Source organism: Psychrobacter sp. Pi2-1 (assembly GCF_904846645.1).
Lineage (GTDB): Bacteria > Pseudomonadota > Gammaproteobacteria > Pseudomonadales > Moraxellaceae > Psychrobacter.
Map to the genome: position 1 here is coordinate 98,097 of NZ_CAJHBO010000003.1, position 24,908 is coordinate 123,004.

Annotated in this window: 22 protein-coding genes; 20 read left to right on the forward strand and 2 right to left on the reverse strand. The window is 42.7% G+C overall.

The features are described from left to right. Nucleotides 1-124 precede the first annotated feature (124 nt). The 9 genes from rlmN (at nt 125) to JMX91_RS03385 (ending at nt 12,223) form a co-directional block, all read left to right on the forward strand. The gene (gene rlmN / locus JMX91_RS03345; RefSeq protein ID WP_201547658.1) at nt 125-1,354 is read left to right on the forward strand and encodes a 23S rRNA (adenine(2503)-C(2))-methyltransferase RlmN; all 1,230 of its coding nucleotides are present in this window, start codon (nt 125-127) and stop codon (nt 1,352-1,354) included. Between the two features lie 211 nt (nt 1,355-1,565). Next, nucleotides 1,566-2,501, forward strand: coding sequence for a type IV pilus biogenesis/stability protein PilW (pilW, locus tag JMX91_RS03350; RefSeq protein WP_227679250.1), 936 nt, complete (start codon nt 1,566-1,568; stop codon nt 2,499-2,501). After that, nucleotides 2,498-3,310, forward strand: a complete 813-nt coding sequence (locus tag JMX91_RS03355; RefSeq protein ID WP_201547713.1) for a helix-turn-helix domain-containing protein — start codon at nt 2,498-2,500, stop codon at nt 3,308-3,310. Before pilW ends, JMX91_RS03355 begins: the two co-directional genes overlap by 4 nt. A 158-nt stretch (nt 3,311-3,468) precedes the next feature. Then, the gene (gene ispG, locus JMX91_RS03360) at nt 3,469-4,584 is read left to right on the forward strand and encodes a flavodoxin-dependent (E)-4-hydroxy-3-methylbut-2-enyl-diphosphate synthase (RefSeq protein WP_057759039.1); all 1,116 of its coding nucleotides are present in this window, start codon (nt 3,469-3,471) and stop codon (nt 4,582-4,584) included. 123 nt (nt 4,585-4,707) lie between these two features. Continuing rightward, entirely contained in the window at nt 4,708-5,997 is a 1,290-nt protein-coding gene (hisS, locus tag JMX91_RS03365) for a histidine--tRNA ligase (protein WP_160021592.1), read from the forward strand. Between the two features lie 69 nt (nt 5,998-6,066). Continuing rightward, on the forward strand, nt 6,067-6,861 hold the full coding sequence (locus JMX91_RS03370) for a YfgM family protein (protein ID WP_201547660.1): 795 nt from the start codon (nt 6,067-6,069) through the stop codon (nt 6,859-6,861). 146 nt (nt 6,862-7,007) lie between these two features. Then, nucleotides 7,008-8,216, forward strand: a complete 1,209-nt coding sequence (gene bamB, locus JMX91_RS03375; RefSeq protein WP_201547661.1) for an outer membrane protein assembly factor BamB — start codon at nt 7,008-7,010, stop codon at nt 8,214-8,216. Nucleotides 8,217-8,609: 393 nt separating this feature from the next. Beyond that, nucleotides 8,610-10,031, forward strand: coding sequence for a ribosome biogenesis GTPase Der (gene der, locus JMX91_RS03380; protein WP_057759046.1), 1,422 nt, complete (start codon nt 8,610-8,612; stop codon nt 10,029-10,031). A 227-nt stretch (nt 10,032-10,258) separates the two neighbouring features. Further along, nucleotides 10,259-12,223, forward strand: coding sequence for a sensor histidine kinase (locus JMX91_RS03385; RefSeq protein WP_201547662.1), 1,965 nt, complete (start codon nt 10,259-10,261; stop codon nt 12,221-12,223). A 189-nt stretch (nt 12,224-12,412) separates the two neighbouring features. Here the strand turns inward: JMX91_RS03385 and JMX91_RS03390 are convergent, their stop codons facing one another. Both JMX91_RS03390 and JMX91_RS03395 read right to left on the reverse strand, forming a co-directional pair. Then, nucleotides 12,413-13,579 (reverse strand): D-alanyl-D-alanine carboxypeptidase family protein, encoded by a 1,167-nt coding sequence (locus JMX91_RS03390; RefSeq protein ID WP_201547663.1) that lies wholly within the window; start codon nt 13,577-13,579, stop codon nt 12,413-12,415. 500 nt (nt 13,580-14,079) lie between these two features. Further along, nucleotides 14,080-14,514 (reverse strand): MCR_0457 family protein, encoded by a 435-nt coding sequence (locus JMX91_RS03395; protein ID WP_201547664.1) that lies wholly within the window; start codon nt 14,512-14,514, stop codon nt 14,080-14,082. A 540-nt stretch (nt 14,515-15,054) separates the two neighbouring features. Between JMX91_RS03395 and surE the strand changes: the two genes are divergently transcribed. The 11 genes from surE (at nt 15,055) to modA (ending at nt 24,875) form a co-directional block, all read left to right on the forward strand. Beyond that, nucleotides 15,055-15,873 carry a 5'/3'-nucleotidase SurE gene (gene surE / locus JMX91_RS03400; protein WP_201547665.1) on the forward strand — a complete coding sequence of 273 codons (819 nt, stop codon included), beginning with the start codon at nt 15,055-15,057 and terminating at the stop codon, nt 15,871-15,873. A gap of 135 nt (nt 15,874-16,008) precedes the next feature. Continuing rightward, a complete protein-coding gene (locus JMX91_RS03405; RefSeq protein WP_201547666.1) occupies nt 16,009-16,797 on the forward strand; it encodes a peptidoglycan DD-metalloendopeptidase family protein in 789 nt (262 codons plus the stop codon). A 69-nt stretch (nt 16,798-16,866) separates the two neighbouring features. After that, nucleotides 16,867-18,165: a lytic murein transglycosylase gene (locus tag JMX91_RS03410; protein ID WP_201547667.1), complete on the forward strand. Its 1,299-nt coding sequence runs from the start codon at nt 16,867-16,869 to the stop codon at nt 18,163-18,165. 406 nt (nt 18,166-18,571) lie between these two features. Next, entirely contained in the window at nt 18,572-19,867 is a 1,296-nt protein-coding gene (gene glp, locus JMX91_RS03415; RefSeq protein ID WP_201547668.1) for a gephyrin-like molybdotransferase Glp, read from the forward strand. A 130-nt stretch (nt 19,868-19,997) separates the two neighbouring features. Beyond that, nucleotides 19,998-21,110, forward strand: coding sequence for a GTP 3',8-cyclase MoaA (gene moaA / locus JMX91_RS03420; protein ID WP_201547669.1), 1,113 nt, complete (start codon nt 19,998-20,000; stop codon nt 21,108-21,110). A 129-nt stretch (nt 21,111-21,239) separates the two neighbouring features. Further along, a complete protein-coding gene (gene moaB, locus JMX91_RS03425; RefSeq protein ID WP_201547670.1) occupies nt 21,240-21,770 on the forward strand; it encodes a molybdenum cofactor biosynthesis protein B in 531 nt (176 codons plus the stop codon). An 18-nt stretch (nt 21,771-21,788) separates the two neighbouring features. After that, nucleotides 21,789-22,535, forward strand: coding sequence for a molybdenum cofactor guanylyltransferase (locus tag JMX91_RS03430; RefSeq protein ID WP_201547671.1), 747 nt, complete (start codon nt 21,789-21,791; stop codon nt 22,533-22,535). 27 nt (nt 22,536-22,562) lie between these two features. Further along, complete coding sequence (gene moaC, locus JMX91_RS03435; protein WP_165596862.1) at nt 22,563-23,069, forward strand: cyclic pyranopterin monophosphate synthase MoaC; 507 nt, start codon at nt 22,563-22,565, stop codon at nt 23,067-23,069. Nucleotides 23,070-23,162: 93 nt separating this feature from the next. After that, nucleotides 23,163-23,444, forward strand: coding sequence for a MoaD/ThiS family protein (locus JMX91_RS03440; RefSeq protein ID WP_201547672.1), 282 nt, complete (start codon nt 23,163-23,165; stop codon nt 23,442-23,444). A gap of 77 nt (nt 23,445-23,521) precedes the next feature. Further along, complete coding sequence (locus JMX91_RS03445) at nt 23,522-24,013, forward strand: molybdenum cofactor biosynthesis protein MoaE (protein WP_201547673.1); 492 nt, start codon at nt 23,522-23,524, stop codon at nt 24,011-24,013. Continuing rightward, nucleotides 24,006-24,875: a molybdate ABC transporter substrate-binding protein gene (modA, locus tag JMX91_RS03450; RefSeq protein ID WP_201547674.1), complete on the forward strand. Its 870-nt coding sequence runs from the start codon at nt 24,006-24,008 to the stop codon at nt 24,873-24,875. Before JMX91_RS03445 ends, modA begins: the two co-directional genes overlap by 8 nt. Nucleotides 24,876-24,908 lie beyond the last annotated feature (33 nt).

Here is a 24,908-nt window from a genome sequence, read left to right on the forward strand (position 1 = left end):
CATGTTTTTGTCAATTTAGAAAACTGCGCTCATAGCGGATTGCTCATGCACTCATGTATGTATGGCAAAGCCCATATAAATAATTGCACCGCTTATCTAAGCTTCTGCAAAAAGGTTACCTATTATGTCAACTGTTCAAACACCTACTCAGCACGTACCTGCTAAGATTACTGATAGCATTAAGCTGGTAGATGAGGTACATGCCAAAACCAATCTATTGGGTATGACGCAAGCGCAACTGGCTGATTACTTCAAGAGTATTGGCGAAAAGCCGTTCCGCTCAACTCAGGTGATTAAGTGGATTTATCAGCATGGCGTGACAGATTTTGAGCAAATGACCAATCTGAGTAAGTCGTTGCGAGACAAATTGTCACTTAATGCTTGTGTGGTACCGCCTAAAGTGATTCATCGTCAATACAGCGATGATGGTACGCGTAAGTGGGTATTTGAAGTCACTGGTGGCTCATTGGTTGAGACGGTTTTGATACCAGCAGATGACAGTAAGTTAAATGGCCGTAAGACATTATGCGTGTCTTCTCAAGTAGGCTGTGCACTAGACTGTAGTTTCTGTAGTACAGGCAAGCAAGGGTTTGAGCGTGACTTAAGTGCGGCTGAGATTATCGGTCAGTTATGGGTCGCTAATGCATCATATATGACAGATGAAAATGAAAGCTTAGAAAACGTTGATCATAGCCTATGGGAAAATAACGTCACCAACGTGGTGATGATGGGCATGGGTGAGCCGCTATTGAACTATAAGCCTGTAGTAGGTTCAATGGAGCTGATGCTAAGCGATCATGCTTATGGATTGTCAAAGCGTCGCGTCACATTATCGACTTCTGGTGTCGTCCCGAAAATGTATCAGCTAGCACAAGACATCGATGTGGCATTGGCCATTTCACTGCATGCACCAAATGATGTGCTGCGTAACGAGCTGGTACCAATTAATAAAAAATATCCGTTAGAAGAGCTGATTGCCGCGGCAAAAAACTATGTCTATGATGTCAATCCACGTCATAAGAAGCACGTTACAATCGAGTATGTGATGCTTGATGGCGTCAATGACAGTAATGAGCATGCCCATCAGTTAGTTGCTTTATTAGAAGGGTTACCAAGTAAGATTAACCTTATTCCGTTCAACCCATTCCCACATGCACCGTATGACAAATCAAGCAACAACCGTATTCATGCGTTTAGTAATATATTGAGCGAAGCGGGTTTCGTTTGTACGATTCGCCAAACACGTGGTGATGACATCGATGCCGCTTGTGGTCAGTTGGTTGGACAAGTTGCCGATCGTACTAGACGCTCAGCCGCGTGGCAGCAGAGCATCAAAGATCGTGAAAGCGTTTAGCACGTTCTCTAGAAGATAAACGTTATATCTGACTGGTATAGCGTTTTAGCTGTCTTTTGTCTGTCGCAACGGTAAGAAAATGTAGCAATGACTGTCAAGATTGCAGAACGCGGCAATTAATAACAACTAAATTGTACTTATAGGGGTTAAATCTATTAAACTGAGGCCTCGAAGATCGAACGCATTGAATCCCAGTTTTATGATGGCGGCTATGATGACTTCTAAAAATTCTTGTCAGTTCAAATATCAAAAATCATTTTCTAAATTTTATAAGCAGTCGAGTATTAGTGCTGCCCAAACCGCTTTGCCAAAGCGTGCAGTGCTGTCGGCAGTATTTGGCGTCCTTGTATTAAGTGGCTGTCAGACCACCCCGACTAATGATTTGCTAGGCAACTCTCCTTATCAAACATCTACGCGCGCTAGCAACGATCGAAATTTAGATCAGCAGGAAATCGCCCGTGTGCGTACCTCACTTGCCGCGCAATACATCCGAAAAAATGAGCTTGATACCGCGCAGCAGCAGCTCGAAAAAGCCTTTGCTGCCGATAGCCGTTATGCGCCAGCCTATGATATGATGGGCGTTTTGTTGCAGCAAGAAGGCAGCCGTATCAATCTAGCCAAAGCTGATGAGTACTTCAAAAAAGCAATCGCACTAGATAAAGACTTTGTACAAGCACACAATAATTATGGCGTGTATCTGTCACAGACAAAGCGCTATCGTGAAGCAGCAGAACAGTTTGAGATTGCAGGGGCGTCGCTAGGCTACGAAGGCCGTATTGGCGCGCTAGAAAACCTAGGCCGTACTTATCTGCAGTTAGGCGATAATAGTGCCGCTTCAAAAGCATTTTTACGGGCACTCGATGGCAATCGTAATAGCATCATTGCTCATATCGAATTGGTAGATTTATTGCTCGACCAACAGCGTGTACCGCAGGCACAGAGATTGTATGATGAGACACTGATATTGGTGCAGGGGCAAGGTATTAGCCCGCGCTTGCTCTTACAAGGTATCAAGCTTGCAGCAGCACAAAATAATATAACAACGCGCCAGCAATTGGCACAGCAGCTTTTATCCGCTTATCCGCTAAGTGATGAAGCAAAACAACTTAAGACTTGGCTTAACAATCCAGAGGCACCATGGAAATGATCACCCCATCATCTAACACTCAATCTAACGCTCAGGGATCATTTGGTGCCGTGTTGCAGCAAGCCCGTAGAAATAAGCAAGTAACTTTAGACGCAGCCGCGGCTGAGCTGTTTATTCTAAAGCGTCATCTAGAAGCGCTAGAAAGCGAAAACTTCGCTGAGCTACCACAGGCTGCGTTTGCTCGTGGTTTTGCGATTAACTATGCCAAATATCTGGGCTTAGATTCAGCAAAAATCGCTAGTAGCTTCGATGCCGCTTATCCCAATGAGCTAAAGGCCAAATCAGCCAGCAATATCGATACGCCACTGCGCCCAATGGGGACTTTGCAGCGTGATACTCACAACCGCATCCGCTTTAACCCGCTATTGATCATAGGCGTTATCGGATTGATTATCTTGGCGGTGTTCCTATTCCGTATGGTGAGTAACGCTAGCAAAGAAAACACCCAAGAGCCTGTATCAGCTGTTGAAGACATGTCAGCGATAGAGCAAGCCCAAGGTGCCGCCATCAATAGTGATGCAAGTGGCGTTGGTGCTTCTGGCTCTGCATTGAATCTAGGTGATGCTGCAGCAACGGCTAACCTAAACCTTGTATTGACAAGCGACGCTGTGGTTAGTATCACGGATGCTTCTGGAAACAGTCTGATAAATGGTTCTCAGTCTGCAGGTAACTATGACTTGTCAGGTATGCCACCGTTTAATGTGCAAATTGATAATATCGATAATGTTAACTTGATGCTCAATCAACAACCAGTTGCGTTAGATACGTATGCAACAGATAAGCAAGCTACTTTTGAATTGACACCATAGTCAGTTGCATAAGCACCAAATTTGAATAAAGCACTCATATATTTGGATGAAGCAACCATGTGTTTGAATAAAGCGAATATGTGTTTGTCGATTTAGCTGGTTTATATTATATGTACAAAGGCCTAGGGCTTTTCTATTTTTGATTCAAGGATTTATGTATGTCAATGCCATCGCCTATTAATCGTCGTCTGACCAAAAAAATCTATGTCGGTGATGTCGCGGTTGGTGGTGATGCACCAATTAGCGTACAGAGCATGACCAACACTGACACCTGTGATGTAGCAGCGACTGTTGCCCAAATCGAGCGTTGTGTCGAAGCAGGTGCTGATTTGATGCGCGTATCAACGCCAACAATGGATACTGTCAAAGCTTTTGGCGAAATTCGTAAACTGGTAAGCGTGCCTTTGATCGCTGATGTGCATTTTGATCATAAAATCGCTTTGGCAGTCGCTGAAGCGGGCGCTGACTGTTTACGTATCAATCCTGGTAACATTGGTAGCGATGCCAAAGTACGTGAAGTGGTCGCTTGTGCCAAATATCATAACATCCCGATTCGTATTGGCGTCAACGCTGGCTCTTTAGAAAAAGACATCCAGCGTAAGTATACTGAGCCAACTGGCGAGGCAATGCTAGAGTCGGCAATGCGCCATATTGATATTTTAGAGCGTCTTAATTTTGACCAATATAAAGTATCTGTCAAAGCCAGCAACGTGTTTTTGACATTGGATGCTTATCGTTTAATATCAGCGCAAATTGATAATCCATTACATTTGGGCGTGACGGAAGCGGGTGTCTACCGTACGGGCGCTGTTAAATCTGCTATTGCGCTAGGTGGATTATTGCTAGATGGTATTGGCGATACTATTCGTATCTCGTTAGCCGCTGAGCCTGAAGAAGAGATTAAGATTGGTTTTGATATTCTAAAATCGCTTAATATTCGCTCGAACGGCGTAAACTTTATCGCCTGTCCAAGCTGCTCGCGTCAAGAGTTTGATGTAATTAAAGTAATGACAGCGTTAGAGTCGCGCTTAGAAGATATTCGTGAACCGATGAATCTATCTGTGATCGGCTGTAAGGTGAATGGTCCAGGGGAAGCAAAAGAGGCCGATATCGGTATCGTTGGTGCTGCCCCTCGATCACTGGTCTATCGTATGGGTGAAAAAAGCCACCTTATCGATACAGGTAATCTGGTTGATGAAATAGAAGGTATGGTTCGCGCCCATGCAGAAGACTTGGCGAAAAAACGTGAAAATGAAATCATTCGCGTAAAATAAGCCATAGAATAGATTAATACTTTAGGCCATACCGTCGCAGTGTCAATTAGATACGACGCTTATTTGAATATATAGACAACAATAATAGAATACCTGTTAAACATTTAAGGATACGACCGTACCATGATCAAAGCTATCAAAGGTTTTAATGATATTTTGCCTGACCAATCAGCAAAGTGGCTGCATTTAGAAGCGATATTGGCTGATGTACTTGGTAGGTACGGTTACGAGCATATTCGCTTGCCTATCGTTGAACAAACGGATCTTTTTGCTCGTGCTATTGGCGGCGCGACTGACATCGTCGAAAAAGAGATGTACAGCTTTACTGATAAATCTGAGCCACCAACACCGTTAGCGTTACGTCCTGAAGGAACGGCTGGAGCAGTACGCGCAGTTATCGAGCACAACTTGCTACGTGGGGACACGCCTAAGCTTTGGTATATCGGTCCGATGTTCCGCTACGAGCGTCCGCAAAAAGGCCGCTATCGCCAGTTTCATCAGTTAGGTGTCGAGAGCTTTGGTAGTGCATTACCAGATGCTGATGCTGAGCTGATTGCCATGACTCATCTGATGTGGAAAGAGCTAGGCCTCAACAATGAGATGCGTTTGCAACTAAACAGTTTGGGTGAGCTGGATGAGCGCTATGCTTATCGCGAAGCATTGGTTACCTATTTAACTGATAAAAAAGACCAGCTAGACGAAGACAGCAAACGTCGTCTAACGACTAATCCTTTACGTATCTTGGATAGTAAAGAGGCGAGCACGCAAGCAGTATTGGCAGATGCGCCAAAGCTTGCTGACTTCTTGGGTGAAGAGAGTGTGGCACATTTTGAGCAGGTCAAAGCCTATCTGACTGCGCTTAATATCGATTTTGAAATCAATCCGCACTTAGTACGTGGCCTTGATTATTACAATAAAACGGTATTTGAGTGGGTAACGGATAAGCTTGGAAGCCAGGCTACCGTTTGTGCGGGTGGTCGTTATGACGGGTTAGTAGGACAATTAAAATCAATCGGTACAGATGGTAGTAAACCAGTAAAATCTGAGCCTGGTGTTGGTTTTGCAATGGGGCTTGAGCGTTTATTGCTATTGATAGAAGCGGTTGCGCCGATTGCTGATATACCTGCTTGTGATGTATTCGTTGTGGCCCATCCTGAGGTATATAGTGCTGGTATAAGCTATGCACAGAACTTACGTCACAGTCGTCCAGATGTACGAGTAAAGATGGCCAGTGCCACGAGTCTAAAAGCGCAAATGAAGAAGGCAGACAAGTCAGGCGCGGCATTGACAGTCATCATCGCACAGCAAGAGCTGGATGATAATACGATTAGTATTAAAGATATGCAGACAGGTGAGCAAAAGACGGTCGCCCAAGATTGGTTATCAAATAAAGATAACTTTTCTCGTCGCTAATCGACTTTGACTAATCAGATTTGTTTGTCGCACTAGCAATTTAATGTAAATTTTATCAGGTAAATATATATGGCTCTGACACCTAATTCGCCGAATGCAGATAACTCCATGCAAGCGCTAAAGCAATATGGTAGTTATATCGTCACTGCGATTTTGTTAGCACTGGCCGCTTACTTTGGTTGGACGTACTGGCAAAACAACCATGCGCGAGTAGATACCGTCGCCGCCGATCAATATGCTGATATTCAGCAGCTAAACGAAGAGGTCAAACTGGCCTCGCAAAACCCAGATTTGGAGGCAGAGGCTCAAGAAGCACTTACCCAAAGTCGTAGCCAACTAGACAAAGATATTGATACTTTGGTCAGTACGCATGGTGAGTCGGTTTATGCATGGCAAGCGCTAATGATAAAAGCACGTCAACAAGTAGACAATGATGACTTTTCAGCAGCGACTGAGACATTCAAAAAAGCATTGGCCATTGATTTGGGTGATGCTGGTCTAGAAGCGATTACTCGTTTACGCTATGCAAAAACGTTATTGGCCGCAGGTGATACAGATGCTGCACTATCAGAAGCAAACAATGATATGCCAAGCTCGTTTGAAGCAAGTCAGCAGGAGCTACTAGGGGATATTTACTTAGCGCAAGACAATAAAGACTCAGCGATTAAATCTTATAGCAATGCGTGGGAGCTATTACGTAGCCGTCAAGAAACGCGTGCAGTATTGGCGTTAAAGATGGAAAGTTTAGGTATCACGGCTGAGCCGATTGCTGAGCAAACCAGTCTTATTCAAGAGCCATCTGCTCCTGAGCCATCGCTAGTGATGGATACCTCGAATGAAGTCGCTGTCGAAGCAGGGCAGTAATTCAGTAGGCTAGATATTAAGTCAGTAGTATAGTATTGAGAGTTGGTAATCAGCCAAAGCTCTTTTTTAATATAACCTAATGATTACTAATTTGCCGTTGGCCAATTTACCAATTAATAATAATTTATCTGTAGTGAGAACATACAATGACTCAATCTATTCGCTCTAGCAAAATGTTAAACACCAAGACTATCAAAAAGACAGTCATGCATGTGGCCGTACTGGCAGTAATGAGCACGGCAGTGATTGGATGTAATCGCGGTATTAAGCCGGTCGTTAATGATCCGGTAAAATTGGTACAAATCGCTCAGCCGATTAGCGTACTACAACCCGTATTTAGTACCGATGTTGGCAACAAAAAAGCCAGCAAAAAAGATCCGCTAGATTTGCAAGTTGGCTATGCTAATGGTCAAATCGTTACGGCCTCACGCGGTGGTGAGCTGTCAGGGTTTAATAGTGCAGGCGAGCGTGTATGGTCCATCAATGTTGACGATCAAATCACCGGCGGTGTTGCATTGGATGCATTGAGCCAGACAGCTATTGTTAGTACTCGTGGTGGCAAGGTCATGGCGTTTGATAGCACGACTGGTGCAAAACGTTGGCAGCAGCAGTTGTCAGGTTCGGTGTTGACACCAGCACTGATTACTAATAATCGTGTGGTATTGTCAGCGAATGATGGTTTCTTACATGGTCTGTCGCTGCAAACTGGACAGTCAGTATGGCAGTTCGCAACTCAAGTACCTGCTATCAGCGTTCGCGGTAGCGCTGCGCCAACTTTATTAGACAATGAGACGGCACTTTTGGCGACAGCTGATGGTCGTTTGCATGCAATTACTGTTGATAACGGTCTTCCGCTATGGTCAAGACGTGTTGGCGTAGGTGCTGGTAGTAGTGAAGTTGAACGCATGAGCGATGTCGATGGCAAACCTATCGTAGATAAAAATCAGTTGTTTGCGATCAGCTATAGTGGTCAGCTATTAGGTATTGATTTGGCCTCGCGTCAGGTGATGTTCGTCAATGAAATTGCGAGTCTCAAATCACTGGCAGTAAATACTCAGCAAGTCATCGCTACCAGTCTAGATGGCAAAGTAGTTGCTTATGATCGCAACAGTGGCGAGACACTATGGGAAAGCGACGAATTGGCTTATCGTGATCTCACCAATCCTGTGATGATCGGCAACTATATTGCCATTGGTGACTTTGATGGCGTAGTGCATTTGTTTGATCCTGCTACGGGTAGCATCGTTAGTCGTGTAGAGACAAAAGGTGCGTTGACCAACTTGCAAGTCCAAGGTAGCCGATTAATGACTCAAAGTACGTCAGGACAAGTTGCTATCTGGCAACTAGTTCGCTAATAACTATATAGATAGGTGCTTATAGATAATTAACGAAGTGTAATATTTCACTATAGCCCTTAAGCCTATTCTTGATTATCATTTATAAAACACAAACGCTGCTTAGTCAGCGTTTAGTGCCTTGTGTAAATTGCTTGTTTAAACACAGGCTTTCGCGTACTCTATGCGACCGATGTGCTATCCATATATACTACTTATTTATGTATAATAGGTATAATGAATCCATCCTATATACTATTTTTAATCGTAAAATAGCCATCTATTATTTTTGCTATTGTTCTATCATTCATTTTAATTCACGGTCAATTGCAGCATATCTATTACTATTGTTATGTCACTGGTTATAAGAATAACTGTACTGCCCGTCATTGTGCCTTTCACTGAGAGTAACCCATGAGTATCAAGCCTGTGGTCGCCTTAATTGGTCGTCCAAACGTCGGTAAATCCACCTTATTTAATCAGTTCACAAAAAGTCGGCAGGCATTGGTCGCTGACCTTTCAGGATTGACTCGTGACCGTCAGTACGGTGATGCAACTTATGAAGACAAATCCTTTATCGTTGTAGATACGGGTGGTATCGGTGAAGCTGATGACGGTAGCGGTAATATCGATGACTATATGTCTGAGCAGTCGCATACAGCAATCCATGAAGCAGACATCATCGTATTTGTCGTTGACGCTCGTGCCGGTATGATTGGCGCTGATGCTGAAATTGGTAAGTTTTTGCATACGTTAGGCAAGCCTGTCTATGTTGTTGCCAATAAAGTCGATGGCGTACATGATGCAGCACCTGCCGAGTTTTATGCACTAGGCTTGGGTGAGCCATATCCGATGGCAGCCAGTCATGGTCGCGGTGTAGGCAATTTGCTTGAAGTGCTAACGGCTGATATGCCTGAGCAAGAAAACATAGTAGAGCCAAGAGGCTTAAAGCTTGCCATTATTGGTCGTCCAAACGTGGGTAAATCGACGCTCGTAAACCGCCTGCTTGGCGAAGACCGAGTCGTAGTATTCGATATGCCAGGCACGACGCGTGATAGTATTTATATTCCTTATCAGCGTGAAGGTCGCGACTATGTTTTGATCGACACTGCTGGTGTACGTCGCCGCGGTAAAATCGATGAAAAGGTAGAAAAATTCTCTGTCATCAAGACTTTGCAGGCGATTGAAGATTCTAACGTAACCGTGATTGTTATTGATGCTCACGAAGGTATCGTGGATCAAGATTTGCATATGATTGGTTATGCGCTTGACGCTGGACGTGCGTTAGTCGTTGCGATCAACAAGTGGGATGGTCTAACGCAAGATCAAAGAGACTATATCAAGCTTGAAATGGATCGCCGTTTTAGCTTTATTCCTTATGTAAAAATACATTTGATTTCAGCACTGCATGGTACAGGCGTTGGCAATTTATATCCGTCTATCTTGCGTGCCTATAAATCTTCGATGTTTGAAGTATCGACCAACCGTTTGACTCAGATTCTGCAAGATGCGGTAACGGCCAATCCGCCACCAACCGTTGCTGGTCGTCGTATCAAGTTACGTTATGCGCATATTGGTGGCCACAATCCACCCGTTATTGTTATTCATGGTAACCAAACCAGTGCGCTTCCTAAGAGCTATCAGCGTTATCTAGAAAATCAATTCCGTCAAGTGTTTAAGCTAGAAGGCACACCGCTTAACGTTATCTTGAAGCAAAACGATAACCCATATGCGAACAAGAGTGACACACCGACTAAGGCAAAAGCTCAGCAATTGCGTCAACGTGAGCGTAATAGATCACAGAAATTTACTACCAAAGATAAAAAGCCTCGTTAATTCTCGTATTTTATGCTTTATGCTTTATGCTTTATGCTTTATAGCTTTAGCTTTATGATTAATGTCATCGCGTTCGATAGCGCGATGACATTTTTCTATTAATACGCTATAGTTTGGGCTTATAAATAGTTATCTGAATGCTTTAAAAATACTCAAATGTTTTACTTATCACATCTTTAAAATACCTGTACTATAAATGAAAGCTGCACGCGACTCAGTAGAGTGATATGAACAACCGTTCGTCTCAAACCATTCCCGTACTTATCTGGCGTTCTGTCATACAAGCCGCTGTTTTGGCAGTATTGGCAGGTTTTTTATTGCCTTTTATTTATGGTTTAGTGCATCACTATCAAGAAAAAGAACAGCATATTCAACAATTGGCATCGCTATTAACGACTAGTGCATCGACTGCAGATGGCGCAGATATCGTGGCTGAACAAGTGAATATCTTGTTAGAAAATGAGCCGACTATCCAGAGTATTGTTTTCTATTCAACCTCTGAGCCAATTGAGGATATAGACCAGTCGCTTGCTGATTGGAAAAATGCTTTATTTGCGCACACGGTCAGTTTCAACTATCCAGTGATTAGTAAAGACCTTAATGCCAATAGTGCCACGTCCAATGAGTCTGATTCCAATCAACAGTTAGCACTGACTTTATCAAACATTATGAGCGAATCGTCAGTGCCAGATGAGACGACTGATACAGCTACCGAAAATAGCACATTGATTGGTTATATCAATATTACGATGGACGTAGAGTTGCTACGTTTACATTGGTTCCAAAATATCCTGTGGTTATGGCTAACAACAGTAGTAATGATTGTTATATTTGCCTTATACATTTTTAGAAAGCTGAATTGGCCAGTTAAAGATATTGAAGTGTTAACTGATGTTTGTGACATTGTCATAGACAACGCAAATCTAGAGCAACTGCCAGTCATTCCGCAACAATTTAACTTCCAAGAACTGACTCATATCAAGAAAGCATTAATTGTGCTATTTAATCGTTTACAAGAAGCGAGGCAAGGTTATGAAACCCTTGCGGCCTTTGAACAGCAGTTACACAATAAAGATGTGTCACTTGATGTGCAATTGCATAATTTTCAAAGCATGATTTCTCATGAGTTAAAAACGTCATTGAATGCAATTGTAGGTGGTTTACAACTATTGGATCATGAGGCGCTCAACAGAGAGCAAAAAGACGCGGTAGAGATTATCAGTAGTGGTAGTGATAAATTGGTATTGTCGTTAGATCATATTATACAGTTGAACCAGATCCAAAAAGGCCAGATAAGAATTCATAAAAATGAGTTTAACCCATTACAGTTAATCGCTGACCTGTTAGTTAAGTTTGAAAATACAGCTACGCAAAAAGGGCTAGAGCTGATTAGTAATATTCATCATATAGACTATAGCCTATACGGTGATTCAGAAAAAATACATCAGATACTATCGATACTACTCAATAATGCGATTAAGTTCACGCCTGTTGGAAAAGTTACGATTACGTCGCAACTGACACATTTTAATAAGAGTAATCGCTGGCAGATTAGCGTGAAAGATACCGGTATTGGTATCGATAATGAGCACCTAGACGATATATTTAACCCGTTCTTTCAGGTGGATTCGTCGCAAACTCGCCAGTATGAAGGCTCAGGGGTTGGCTTACCTATCGTTAGACAAATGGCACAGCTTATGGGTGCTACTATAGATGTTGATAGTGTGCTTGGTGTAGGTACGCAGTTTACGCTGACCATAGCGATGCCCAATCAACAGCAATCAAAACAGCAGCGCTTATTGTCTGGCCTAACGATTATTTATTATTACTATCATGAGACAGGCTCCTTGTTAGAGGAACTGGAATACCTAGGCGCTACGATTATTTGTCGCCAAGGTAACCAACTCGTCATAGAGGAGATGCGTAAGCAGAAAGTTGACATGGTGATGTTTGCTGAAGATGTCTTCCCAGAAACAGCTGAGATACTAGCCAAACGCATTCGTCAGTATGAAAGCGATGAGGGTAGTAAGAGCGAGCATCGTGCGTTATTGGTATATTGGTATCCGCAGCATCGGGCGCGCTATGTAGACAGTTTTGAGTATGGTTTAAAAGCAGCTGGCGTTGACTATTGTCATATTGCTACTTATAAAGACAAAGCGTTAAGCGACTTATTAAAACAATGGTTGGTTTAGACGTAGTACGGTTCTATTAAATCCGTATTCCTAGTTAGATTTATTTTACTAGGTAGCGTTTTTATATTTTCGACTTTTCAATGTCGAAGCACTTTTAAATTAAAGTAGGTATAAATACAAAAAAGACGCCCATTTTAAGGCGTCTTTTTTAAATAGTTTTTAGCTAGAATTGCTTTTTAAAAGTTTCTCTTAGAAAAGATTTTTTACCCAGCGTACGATATGTTCCCACGTACGGCTCATAAAGCCTGACTGTTCGATATCATTGGTTGCGATAATTGGAACTGAGGCTACCGCTTTACCATCGATTACAGCCATCATTTTACCAACTTCCTGACCTTTCTTGATCGGTGCTTCTAAGCTCTCAGGAATATCGACCACTGTAGTAATTTTGTTTTTCTGTGTTTTGCTGGTTAGAATTTGCAAGTTGTCGCCAGTTGCCAGTTCTACCTCGTCAGCTTCTCCAAACCATACTGGAAGCTTACTAACGAACTGTCCAGTGGGTGCTTTGGTAACGGTTGTAAAGTGACCGAAACCCCAGTTAAGTAGTTCACGTGACTGATCAGCGCGAGCCTGTTGGCTCTTGGTACCCATAATGACAGAGATTAGACGCATGCCTTCACGATTGCTTGATGCAACCAAGCAGTAGCCTGCCGCATCAGTGTGGCCTGTTTTTAAGCCATCAACAGTTGGGTCAGTAATCAGCAGAGCATTACGGTTACCTTGGGTAATACCATTATAAGTGAACTCTTTTTCTGCGTAGATACTATAGTAGTCGCCGCTGTTTTTGATAATAGCGCGAGCAAGTTTAGATAAATCCAAAGCAGATGCTAAATGACCTTCATCAGGCATACCGGTAGCATTGACAAAGTTAGAGTTCTCCATGCCAATCTTTTGCGCTTGTTCGTTCATCAAGATTGCAAACGAGGCTTCACTGCCAGCAATATGTTCAGCCATGGCTTTTGATGCATCATTACCTGATTGAATAATGATCCCACGTAGCATATCGATGACGCTGGCGGTTTTGTTCACAGGCACATACATACAAGATTGGCTGCTGCTACCACGGCACCATGCGTTTGGACTCATCAATACCTGTTCATCTTCTTTCAAATCGCCTGATGCTAAGCGTTGCTCAATGATATAACTGGTCATCATCTTAGTCAGAGATGCTGGCGGCAGTGCCTCATTGGCGTTCTTTTGAGCCAAGATTTCGCCAGTGTTATAGTCCATCAACACATAGGCAGTATTGTCCATTTCAGGTGGTTGAATGGCTGCGTTTGCCACTACTGCAATCATTGAGATACTTACACCAACTACCAGCTGTATCAGCTGATTTTTTACACGCTTTACTGTCATATATCATTACACCGCATCATGGAACCAAATGTATCTATCGCTTATGTTTTGTACCTATTTCCATACATTATTTTAAGCAGCATGTCTTAAATGCAGTGTTTAAAATAATGTATCGACGAAAATAGTAACGCCTACACAATAGACATAAAATTAACGCCTTATCTTAGCAAAATGACTACCGATGGGGAATCGATAAATGCAAAAATAAGGCAAGTTTGAAAAGAAAAATGAAGGCCTATCATATATTTGTTCTAACTATCATCTGACCAGTCTCTGTAATAAAAATTTAACGCTCACAAAAAAGCCTGCTGCCCTGCTTGTGAATAACAAGTAAAGTGACAGCAAGCTTTGATGCTACAGATATCTAAACAATCAGTTGATAATATTTGCTTAACCGATGTTATAAATAGTACATAGCTTTTATTTTATTATCATTGATACCAATATTATTAATAAGTTAAGCAGAGGACGCTAGTCGTTAAATCAAACTAGCTAGTTGTCTAATAATCCGCGTTTGCCAAATCTTCACATAGTGCTTTGTTTTCTTGCTTTGAGAATCCCATTGTCCAACTACGAATACCTTGTAGTATCTGGCGATAGTCTTGCTGTGTAGATAGGTATTGAATAGCCGCTTTTGGATCTTCTAGAGAAGGCATTAGCTCATGTAGCTGTACGGTATACGACTTATAGAACCGCTGTTTTTGCTTACCATTTAGCATTGGTGGGCATATCTCTGATAGTACCTGCATCACCGCAATTTCATGCTTAGTAATGTTAATGCCAGACAGGTCTAGCGGAATGGTAGTGCCAGAGTTATTCGCAGCATTAGAAGCTTGAGACAGCATAGCAACAGACGTTATCAGTCCTGCAATCCCAACTTTTGAGGCAGTATTTGCTATCACAGAAGCTATAGATAATATCGATTGTTTATTCATTCAGTATTACACTCGCTCGTCTTTATTTAATGGTCATATGTTAATCGGTAAAAAAACAAAAGTCACATAAAATATTGATTTATGTGTAGATATCTTGTGAGCCAAAACCATTTTTTAGCAACATATCAGTAGCATACCCTAATGACGTTACTTCAGTATCAGTACATCGGTTTGTATTGTTGTGGGGTGTTGCGTATTGTAACTCGATACTTAATTTACTAATTGTCATCCGCTCTACACAAGTATTTGTCACGTTACTTTTCTCATATAATTATTGGCATAAGAAGAGCATGATACTTTGCTAAAGACAGGGTTCGTGTCGTTATATTATTCAGTTATAATCGCCCATGCTATCAAAACGATTCTTTTTCTCTAGACTGAGACGTAATGTCACTGGAAAATTAGAGTATCATGATTTTATTTTAAACATGAGCATCGTTCGTTGATGGCTATTTTGATCAGATATGACACGATAGCAGAATTATCAAGTAGAGATGTAGAAAGACAGCTAATAAAATATTAACCACATACTGAGCAGAAATGAGATTTTTAATTAGTAATGATGATGGTGTTTATGCACCAGGATTATTGGCGTTATCTCAGGCATTATCGACTATCGGCGAAGTCGTCGTCGTTGCTCCCAACGATGAACAAAGCGGCTATGCCAGTGCGTTAAGTGTTTCAAGACCACTGCATACATATCAGCTGCCTTCTGGATTTATAGCGGTAAATGGTTCACCAGCTGATTGTGTTTATCTAGCAATCCATGATTTGTATCGTGATAGTGACTTTGACTGCGTGATTACAGGTATCAACTCAGGGGCTAACTTGGGACAGGATGTGATGTTCTCTGGTACGTTTGGTGCAGCATTGACTGCGCAACTATCTGGTATTCCTGCTATAGCAACGTCTTTGGTAGGCGGGGGTGTCAAAAACGGCGGGCAAGAATCAGCCAGTGATTATCAAGTGGCCGCACATGAAATCGTCAAACTGCTTACTGAGACTTCGGTTTTAGAGATGCTTAAAAGTTTGCCCTATCATGTATTAAACGTTAATATTCCTGATGTGCAGCATACCGATGATATCAAGGGTAGAAAAATAACCTCGCTAGGCCATAAGCAAGCTGCTCAGCCAGTACGTCATATGATAGACCCACGCGGCCGAGATGCATATTGGTTGTCTCTACGAAAAGGTAAAAATGAGCAATCATCAGAGACGTCAATCGATGCGTTACAAGCGAATCAGGATATGATGACAGATTATGAGGCCGTAGCGGCAGGGTATGTCAGTTTGTCACCAGTACGCCTACATCACACGCCAACGGCAGCGCTAGATAGATTATCAACACTCGCGCTATAAATTCTATAAGATATAATCCATACCGGCTTATTAAACACTGACGTGTTATGAGAATATCAGAAGACTCTTGTATGGCATTAAGATCTTTTGAATGATTAAACAATGAATGAGCAACACAAAGAATAGGAACCTTGTATGAAAAAAATCATAGCTGGATCGCACCTTGTTAAAGCCGCGTTGATTGGTACTATGGCAGTCGCTACTCTATCTGTCGTTGGCTGTGCAACGAAGCCTACCTATCAATCAGCAAACCAAGCAGGTCCTAAGATTATCACTAACGCGCAAGGCGTCCCTAACTATCACCGTGTACAACGCGGCGATACGGTCAGCCAGATTGCAGCGCGTTATCGTCTGAACTATCGCCAAATCGGTGCGATGAACAATCTAGATAGTAAATACACCATCTATAGTGGGCAATGGCTCAAACTATGGCAAGGCAATGCGGCAACCACTGCAAGTAACAATAGCTACAGTGCTCCAGTTCAAACGCAACCAACTTATACGTCACCTGTGACCCAATCTCAAATACCAGCCTATGAAGCCACTGCCAACTCGACCTCTGGTTATGATTACCCTACGCGCAACCCAGTAACTCGTAATATTGACCCTGCTGCGGGCAATATGGGAATGTGGTTTGCAGGCAAGGTTGGTGATCCAGTACTTGCCAGCCAATCGGGAACTGTGCTTTACTCAGGCAACGGTCTGCCAGAGTATGGCAATCTAATTATGATTCGTCATAGTGATAACTACATCACAGCCTACGCGCACAACAGCCAATTATTGGTGCAAGAAGGCGATACAGTACAGCGTGGTCAACGCATTGCCAGTATGGGCAGCAGTGGTCAGACCAATGAGGTAGGCTTAGAGTTTCAAGTTCGCTTAAATGGCAATCCTATTGACCCACGTAGCGTACTTGGGCGTTAGACTTAAATAATAGCTACGGATAGCTTGGCCACTGTGAGCCATTTTATTTATTCATGTTTGAGATTTTTTATGAGATTAAAAAAGCAATACCTCACCCTTATGCCAGCATTAGTGATGGTCGGGTGTACAAGCCAGCAGGCAATGCAAAGTAAGCCTGTTCGTCAAGGCGGCGTTGAGATTACTCAAACCCAAACCGTTCAGGTCAAACCAACACCTGCGCCAGTCGTAAAACCGCAGCCTGCGCCAAAGCCTAGCTACAGTAGTTTTTCTGATTGGAAGTCAGACTTTTCTATGCGTGCTATCTCGTCAGGCTATGATGCCCAAGTTATTGGTCGATTGCTCGATTCTGCTTATCTAAATCAGCAAGTCATCTCATTAGATTCAGGTCAACCCGAGTTTTCCAAGATGCCGTGGGAATACGTAGATTCTGCGGTATCAAGTGGACGCGTCAGTGTAGGGAAGCGTAAATTTGCCGAGCAGCGTGCTTATTTGTCTCAGCTAGAGTCTCAGTATGGGGTCAATGCAGAGATTATCGCTGCGATATGGGGCATGGAGTCATCGTATGGCGCTGTGACCGGTAATAGTGATTTGCCAAGTTCGCTTGCCAGCCTTGCCTATGATGGTCGTCGTCAAGAGTTTGCTGAAACGCAGTTGCTATCGTTAGCGACACTGCTACAACGCGGTGATGTATCATGGTCACAGTTGGACGGTTCTTGGGCAGGTGGTATGGGACAAACCCAGTTTATCCCTGAGACTTGGCTCAAACAAGGGGTCGATGGTGATGGTAATGGACATCGCAACCCTTGGGCCACTGGTGATGCACTAGCGTCGACTGCCAACTATCTGAGTAACTCAGGTTGGGTTCGTGGCTTAGCGCCTTTTTATGAAGCAACGGTGCCAGCCTCGTTTGATTACTCAGTGGTTGGTAGTAAACAACCTGCCGCTAGATGGGCTGCGATGGGCGTCGATACGATAGAGGACGTTTACTTAGATGCCAATACTCAGATGGAGCTATGGTTACCTGCTGGTAAGGATGGTCCAGTATTACTGTTAAGCCCAAACTTTGATGTGATTAAAGTCTATAACAACTCATCAAGTTATGCGTTGGGCGTTAGTCTGCTAGGCAAAACGATTAATGGACAAAGCGGTTTGCAAAAGTCTTGGCCTCGTTATGAGCGTCCGTTATCGACTACGCAAGTGACTAACCTACAACGTCGGTTGACTAGTATGGGTTACGATACCAAAGGCGCTGATGGTATCGTGGGTACCAATACTCGTATGGCATTCCAGCGCTGGCAAGCAGATAACGGCCAAACACCAGATGGATTTATTACTCAAAACAGTGCGTCTTCATTGGCTGGATGGTGAGGTAAACTGACGGTATTTATACACTGTATAAAAGTGGCTCTTTTTAATCGTACTTAGCCATTATGAATTAGTCACTAGTCATCAAACGATAATTTACTTTGTTCTACAAAAAGCACCTTGCCAAGGTGCTTTTTTTGTCTCAATCTATGTCTGATTTTGCTGACACCTTCAACACCATTGACAATGCAACAAATATCAAATATTAAGACCAGTGTAATCTGGCTTTATTCAAAACTTATCAGGACAAGGTTAATACAAGAAAGTTGATACTTTGAATGATAGACTCTAGATAATATGTTTTTTAACGACGACTTTTATCCATAGTGTTTAGTAACAGTTTTCAATGACCATTTTAAATAACAATTTTGATTATAAATAATTAGAACGACAGAAAGAGCGTGACCTTATGATTACCATGGAAGAATTACAAGCTGCGATACAGCAACGGATAGATAATTATCATATTACTGACTTTCCACTACAAAAAAGAGCCGTTAACACTCTAGAGTTGCTGGGCAGCCTAAACCATATACTGGCTCAAGATATTGCTTCGCCCTTTGATGTACCGCGACAGAATCTATCTGCGATGGATGGCTATGCGATTGCCAAAGGTAGTGAGTTATCAGAAAGCAGTACTATTGAAATCGTTGGTGAGTCGCAGGCTGGTAGTGCTTATACTGGTAAGGCAGCAGCAGGGCAAGGGGTGCGGATTTTTACGGGTGCAGTCGTGCCTGATTGCTGTGATACGGTCATTATGCAAGAGAATACAAATTTTGCAGATATCAGAGCAACCGTTGATAAATCTCGACCTTATTACATCAAACTCACGCAAACGGCCAAAGTTGACGATAATATCCGCTCACAAGGCGAAGAGATTGAGTCTGGTGAAGCCGTTTTAAAAATTGGTAAACGACTTAATCCTGCAGATATTAGCTTACTGGCTAACCTTGGTATTAGCCAAGTGAACGTGTTCCAGCCGCTTGTCGTAGGCGTGTTGGCAACAGGTGATGAACTTGTAGCTATTGACAATGAACTGCAAAGTCTAGCCCAAATATATAACTCGAATACCCCAACGCTCAAAAGCTTGCTATCAGATCTGCCTATCACTATTCGTGATTATGGCATTATTCCTGATAACCTAGAGCAGACAACTATCGCAGTCAATGAGGCCATGCAGGACTGTGATGTACTGATATCGACAGCAGGTGTCTCTGTTGGTGACTATGATTTTTTGACCAATGTGATTGAAACACTAGGTCGGATTAACCATTATAAAGTAGCGATGAAGCCTGGTAAGCCTTTTGTATTTGGTGAATTGAATAAAAATCTCGATAAGCCAGTACTGTATTTTGGCCTACCGGGCAATCCGCTATCTACGGTTGTGGGTACGTTACAGTTTGTGATTCCTGCATTGTGGCAAATGTCAGGTGCTAGCGTATCAGAGCAGCCGATGCCGCTAACGATCAAGGCCAAACTCATCAGTGATATCAGAAAATCTCCCGGCCGCAAAGACTTTCAGCGTGGCGTATTGTCACGAGATAATACAGGTCATTATCAAGTTGAGTGCTTCTCAAGACAGCAGTCACATAGAATTAAACAGTTGAGCCGCGCTAATTGCTTCATTGTGTTGGATAAAGATAGTGGGAACGTAGCAGCTGGTAATGACGTCGTTGTACAACCGTTTCCTTGGCTACATCGCTAATTCATCGTTTGCCAATTTATTGTAGGGTGGTCGCACAAAGTTAGAGAGCAATCCCATGACCTTACACTGGTATGCTAAACACGAATAATAAAGTAGTGCTTATAGTAAGCAGTACTGATGGCAGTAACATATGATTGATGACAACATAGATGACAAACACAAAATAGACAGCCCGCAACTCTATTCACCGAGCTTGGCACCGGCATTATCTGATGGCTACATAGAGCCTTCCTTGGTCATGCCCACTGAGCAGATGAGTGACTATCACCAGCCGCTAACCGATGGGTTTGCACGGCGTCTAACCTACTTGCGTCTGTCTATTACTGACTTTTGTAACTTTCGCTGTGAGTATTGCCTGCCAAATGGTTATCAAGGTAAGCGCCCTGATGATGAGCTGAGTATCTCTGAAATTGCCACCTTGGTGCGTGGCTTTGCTCAAGTAGGTACTAAAAAAGTTAGAATTACAGGTGGTGAGCCTTCTATTCGTCGTGATGTTGTCGAAATTATCGAAAAGATTAAGCAGACTGACGGTATTGAGACAGTTGCGATGACCAGTAACGGCTATAAATTGGGTAAACATATAGCCAGCTGGCAAGCGGCTGGACTTGATCAGCTCAATATTAGTATGGACAGTTTTGATGCCGCTACTTTTCATAAAATGACAGGCTTTGATACCTTGCCGCAGATATTGGCTGACATGGATACGTTGTTAGAAACGACTGATATCAAACTGAAAATAAATAGTGTCTTGATGGCGGAGACTGCTTTTGAGAACTTAGTCACGGCGATTGACTATGTCAAAGACAGACAAGTGACATATCGCTTTATTGAATTTATGCAGACCAGTGACAATAGCGATTTGTTTTTTGCTCAGCATGCTCAGTCTGATATTATCACTGATTACTTGTTAGAAAATGGCTGGCAGCCGCACGAGCGCGGTAGTGCCGATGGTCCAGCAGTAGAGTATAGCCACCCTGAGTATGTCGGTCGTATCGGTATGATTGCCCCATATGCGGCGCACTTCTGTGATACCTGTAACCGCTTGCGCGTAAGCAGCCAAGGCAAGGTGCATTTGTGTCTGTTTGATCAGGGCAACTATGATATCCGTCCATACTTACAGCAAGACGATATCCAAGGACTGGTAAACACTTTACATAGCTTTATGCCAATCAAGCCTGAGCATCATCATTTGCATGATTCTAACAGTGGCATCATGCACAATCTATCGATAATCGGCGGATAAAAACCTTTGAGTCTACAATTATGACGCTGATAGAGATTGTCTGCCAGTGCAATCGTTTTTCTACATAACTTTTTTTGATACAACGGATCTTTAATACAATTATAAAATGACATCTATAAAGGATTATTTATGAGTAAGCCTGCTGCACAATTTACACCGCTTAATATTGCTGTATTGACCGTTTCTGATAGCCGTACGCTGGCAGAAGATACATCAGGTCAGTACTTAGTAGATAGCTTGACTGAAGCAGGGCATCATTTGGCAGATCGCCAACTAATCACCGACGATATTTACCAGATTCGCGCAGTCATCAGTGGTTGGATTGCTAGTCCAGACGTTCATGCGGTTATTACAACTGGCGGCACAGGGTTTTTCATCAGAGATAGCATGCCAGAAGCTGTGAGTGTACTGTTTGATAAATCAATCGATGGTTTCGGTGAAATGTTCCGTTTAATCTCAAAAGATGGGATCGGTATGTCTACTGTACAATCGCGAGCAGTTGCTGGCATGGCCAATGGTACGGGTATATTTTGTCTACCAGGTTCTTCTGGTGCTTGCCGTACGGGTTGGGAAAATATCTTAAAAGATCAGTTTGACAGTCGTACTCGTCCGTGCAATTTTGTACCGCATTTTTTGGCACAAAACCCCAGCCATGATTGAGTTATAAATAATTGAGCTATGAGTGATATACAGTCAAGTCCGACAGGTAATGGCATAGTGACAGATTGCTCAAATAATCTGGATGTTTTGGCAGGCATGGTTATCTTGGCAGGCGGTGCATCTAGACGTATGGGAACGGCTAAGGCTATGTTGACGCTACCGTCAGGCGAGCAGCTGTTAGATTATCATGTTCGCCATGCGAGTAAGTTACAGGTTCCTATATTGGTTGCAGATAACGGTCGCGGCTTTCAGACTGGTTTAGATGTCCATTCAGAAAAACCTAATGCGCCTGTTATTCACATTGCTGATTATGGTGTTGATATTGACTCTAGTGAGCATGATGAGCAGGTCAAAACGGGCGGTGCTTTGGTCGCTATTGAATCAGCCTTACAAACATTGATCAGCTTGAAAGATACAGGCGTATCAAAAAACGTACAAGCATCGTGGTTACTGGTTATTAGCTGTGATAGCTTAATACCAGCAACTGACCTGTGGCAGAAATTGCAATGTGAAATAAGCCTTACTGCCGATAAAAAAGTAATTTGCTTGAAAGATGACAGTCACCTATATCCATTGTTAGGGCTGTATCAGCTAAGTATCGAGCGTGATTTGAAAAACTATATAGATAGCGGACAGCGTAGAGTAATGCAGTTTATTCAGCCATTAGTGCAAGCTGTACCATTTAGCAAAGAGTGGCAAAATTTGACCAACTTTAATACGCCTGAAGAGTTTAAACGGGCATGTGCTGCTCTACCAAAAAAATAAAAATATCAAATAAGAAAGGTTATATAAATGAGTGACAGCGTTCAGATAAATCAGCAATCTACTTTATCTCACTTAGACAGTGATGGTGATATTACCATGGTCGATGTCAGTGGTAAGACAGCAACGACGCGAGAAGCCAATGCCACTGGTCAGGTACGCTTTCCCAGTGAGATTTATGCGCAGATTAAAGCGGCTGATGGTATGACCAAAAAAGGCAGCATCACGCAAACAGCTCATATCGCTGGTATCATGGCGGCCAAACGCACTCATGATCTGATACCGCTCTGTCATCCACTACCGCTAGATAAGATAGGCTTAAGCTTTGAATACAACGACGCGCTCAGCAGCCTCACGGTCAGTGCGGTAGTCAAGGTCACACATAAGACAGGGGTTGAGATGGAAGCGCTAACAGCGGTCAGCGTTGCCTGCTTAACTATCTATGATATGACCAAAGCACTATCGCATGATATCGTTATAGATGATATTCATTTGGTCAAAAAGACAGGTGGCAAGTCAGACTATAGTCATGCTTAAAGTGACAATATTGCAAAGTGCGTCATCAATTAATTAATCAATAACAATGTGCTAAGTGTCAAGCAAGGAAGCTTGCGCAAGAGGGAGAGGTTTATGAGTGCTATCGATATGACAACTAATATCGAATCAACGATGAATATTAATGTCATGTATTTTGCCAGTTTGGCTGACGAGGCTAAATGTCAGCAAGAGACAGTAAACGTACAGCAGGATACGTCATTGACTGAACTATACGAACAACTTAGTCAAAAGCATCGCTTTAGCCGTCCGCAGTCAGAGCTACGCGTTGCAGTAAATGACTACTTTGCTAAATGGACTGACCAGATAAATGATGGTGATAGCGTGGTGTTCATTACGCCAGTCGCTGGTGGTTAGACAAGCATTTACTAGTGTCCATTTTATCAGTGGCTATTCAGTGGTTACAAAGAAAAAATAATAAATAGAGAAGAAAAATGACCGACAACGTCCACGATCATTCAATGAGTATCAAACGTAGTGCTGACGAGGCTTACCTTATCGCTGAGCGTGATGGTTTTGCGCTACTAGATATTGCTATAGATGAAGATAGACTAAAAAGTACGCTAGATAATGACAGCTGCGGTGCGTTTGTTTGTTTTGAAGGGCGAGTGCGTAATCATAATAACGCTACGAGCGTTGATCGCCTTACCTATTATGGTTATGAAGATTTGGCCATCAATCAAGGTCGCGCCATTATAGAAGAAGCCAAAAAGCGTTTTGAAATTACGCATGCTATTGCGATACATCGTATCGGTGCGTTAGAGATTGGTGATGTGGCTGTGTGGGTTGGGGTAGTGTCAGCGCACCGTTATCCAGCATTTGATGCGTGTCGCTGGATATTAGATACCATCAAAGCAGACATTCCTGTGTGGAAGCAAGAATACTACGAAGACGCCTCGTCTAAATGGCTCAGTAATAATGGTTAAGTCATTAGTTACTGTCTGTGTATCTGCTTGTCTGCTATTGTCACTAAGTGCTTGTACGCAAGACAAAGACGCTAATACGACGCTTACTGATACTACTGAGCAATCTCATACATTGCGTATTGCTGCGGCTGCTAACTTATCTGATGTACTCCCTCATATCATTGATAGCTATCAGGCTGATAATAGCTCATCTGCCCAAAATATTTCAGGTATCTCAGATATTGAAGTTACTTATGCCTCTTCTGGCAAGTTATATGCGCAAATCAAAGCAGGGGCACCGTATGATATATTCTTGTCTGCCAATCAAGATTTCCCTGCTAAATTGGCTGATGAAAATTCAGCTAGTGTTATTAACGAAGATAATAAACTAACTAAGCCTTTTACGTATACTAGAGGTCAATTAGCGCTCTATAGTGTCACCAAACCTTTAAACGATTTTACGCCAACATCGCTGGATGATGTGTTTACCAGTGCTGACTTTACTCAGGACACCAAGGTAGCTATCGCTAACTCTGAGCTTGCTCCTTATGGTGCCTCTGCAAAAGCCTATCTGCAATCACAAAATATGTACGGTAAGTTAAATGCTCAAAAAAGTTTGATACAGTCAGAGAATATCGGTCAGGCATTTCAATATGCGCATACGGGTAGTGTGGACTATGGTTTTGTAGCACAGTCTCAGCTTGTTGCGATTAAAGCCAAGCCTGAGCAGTTTATTGCTTTGCTGCCAGCGTCTTATCCAGCTATCTTACAAGATGGCATAATTATCAATAACACCGCCCCAGCAGCAAAATTCACCGATTACCTGCGCTCAAAAGCAGGGCAGCAGCACTTCTTACAAGCAGGCTATCTGGCCGTCCAGTAATACGTTAGACTAAACCCTCTCATCATAGAACGA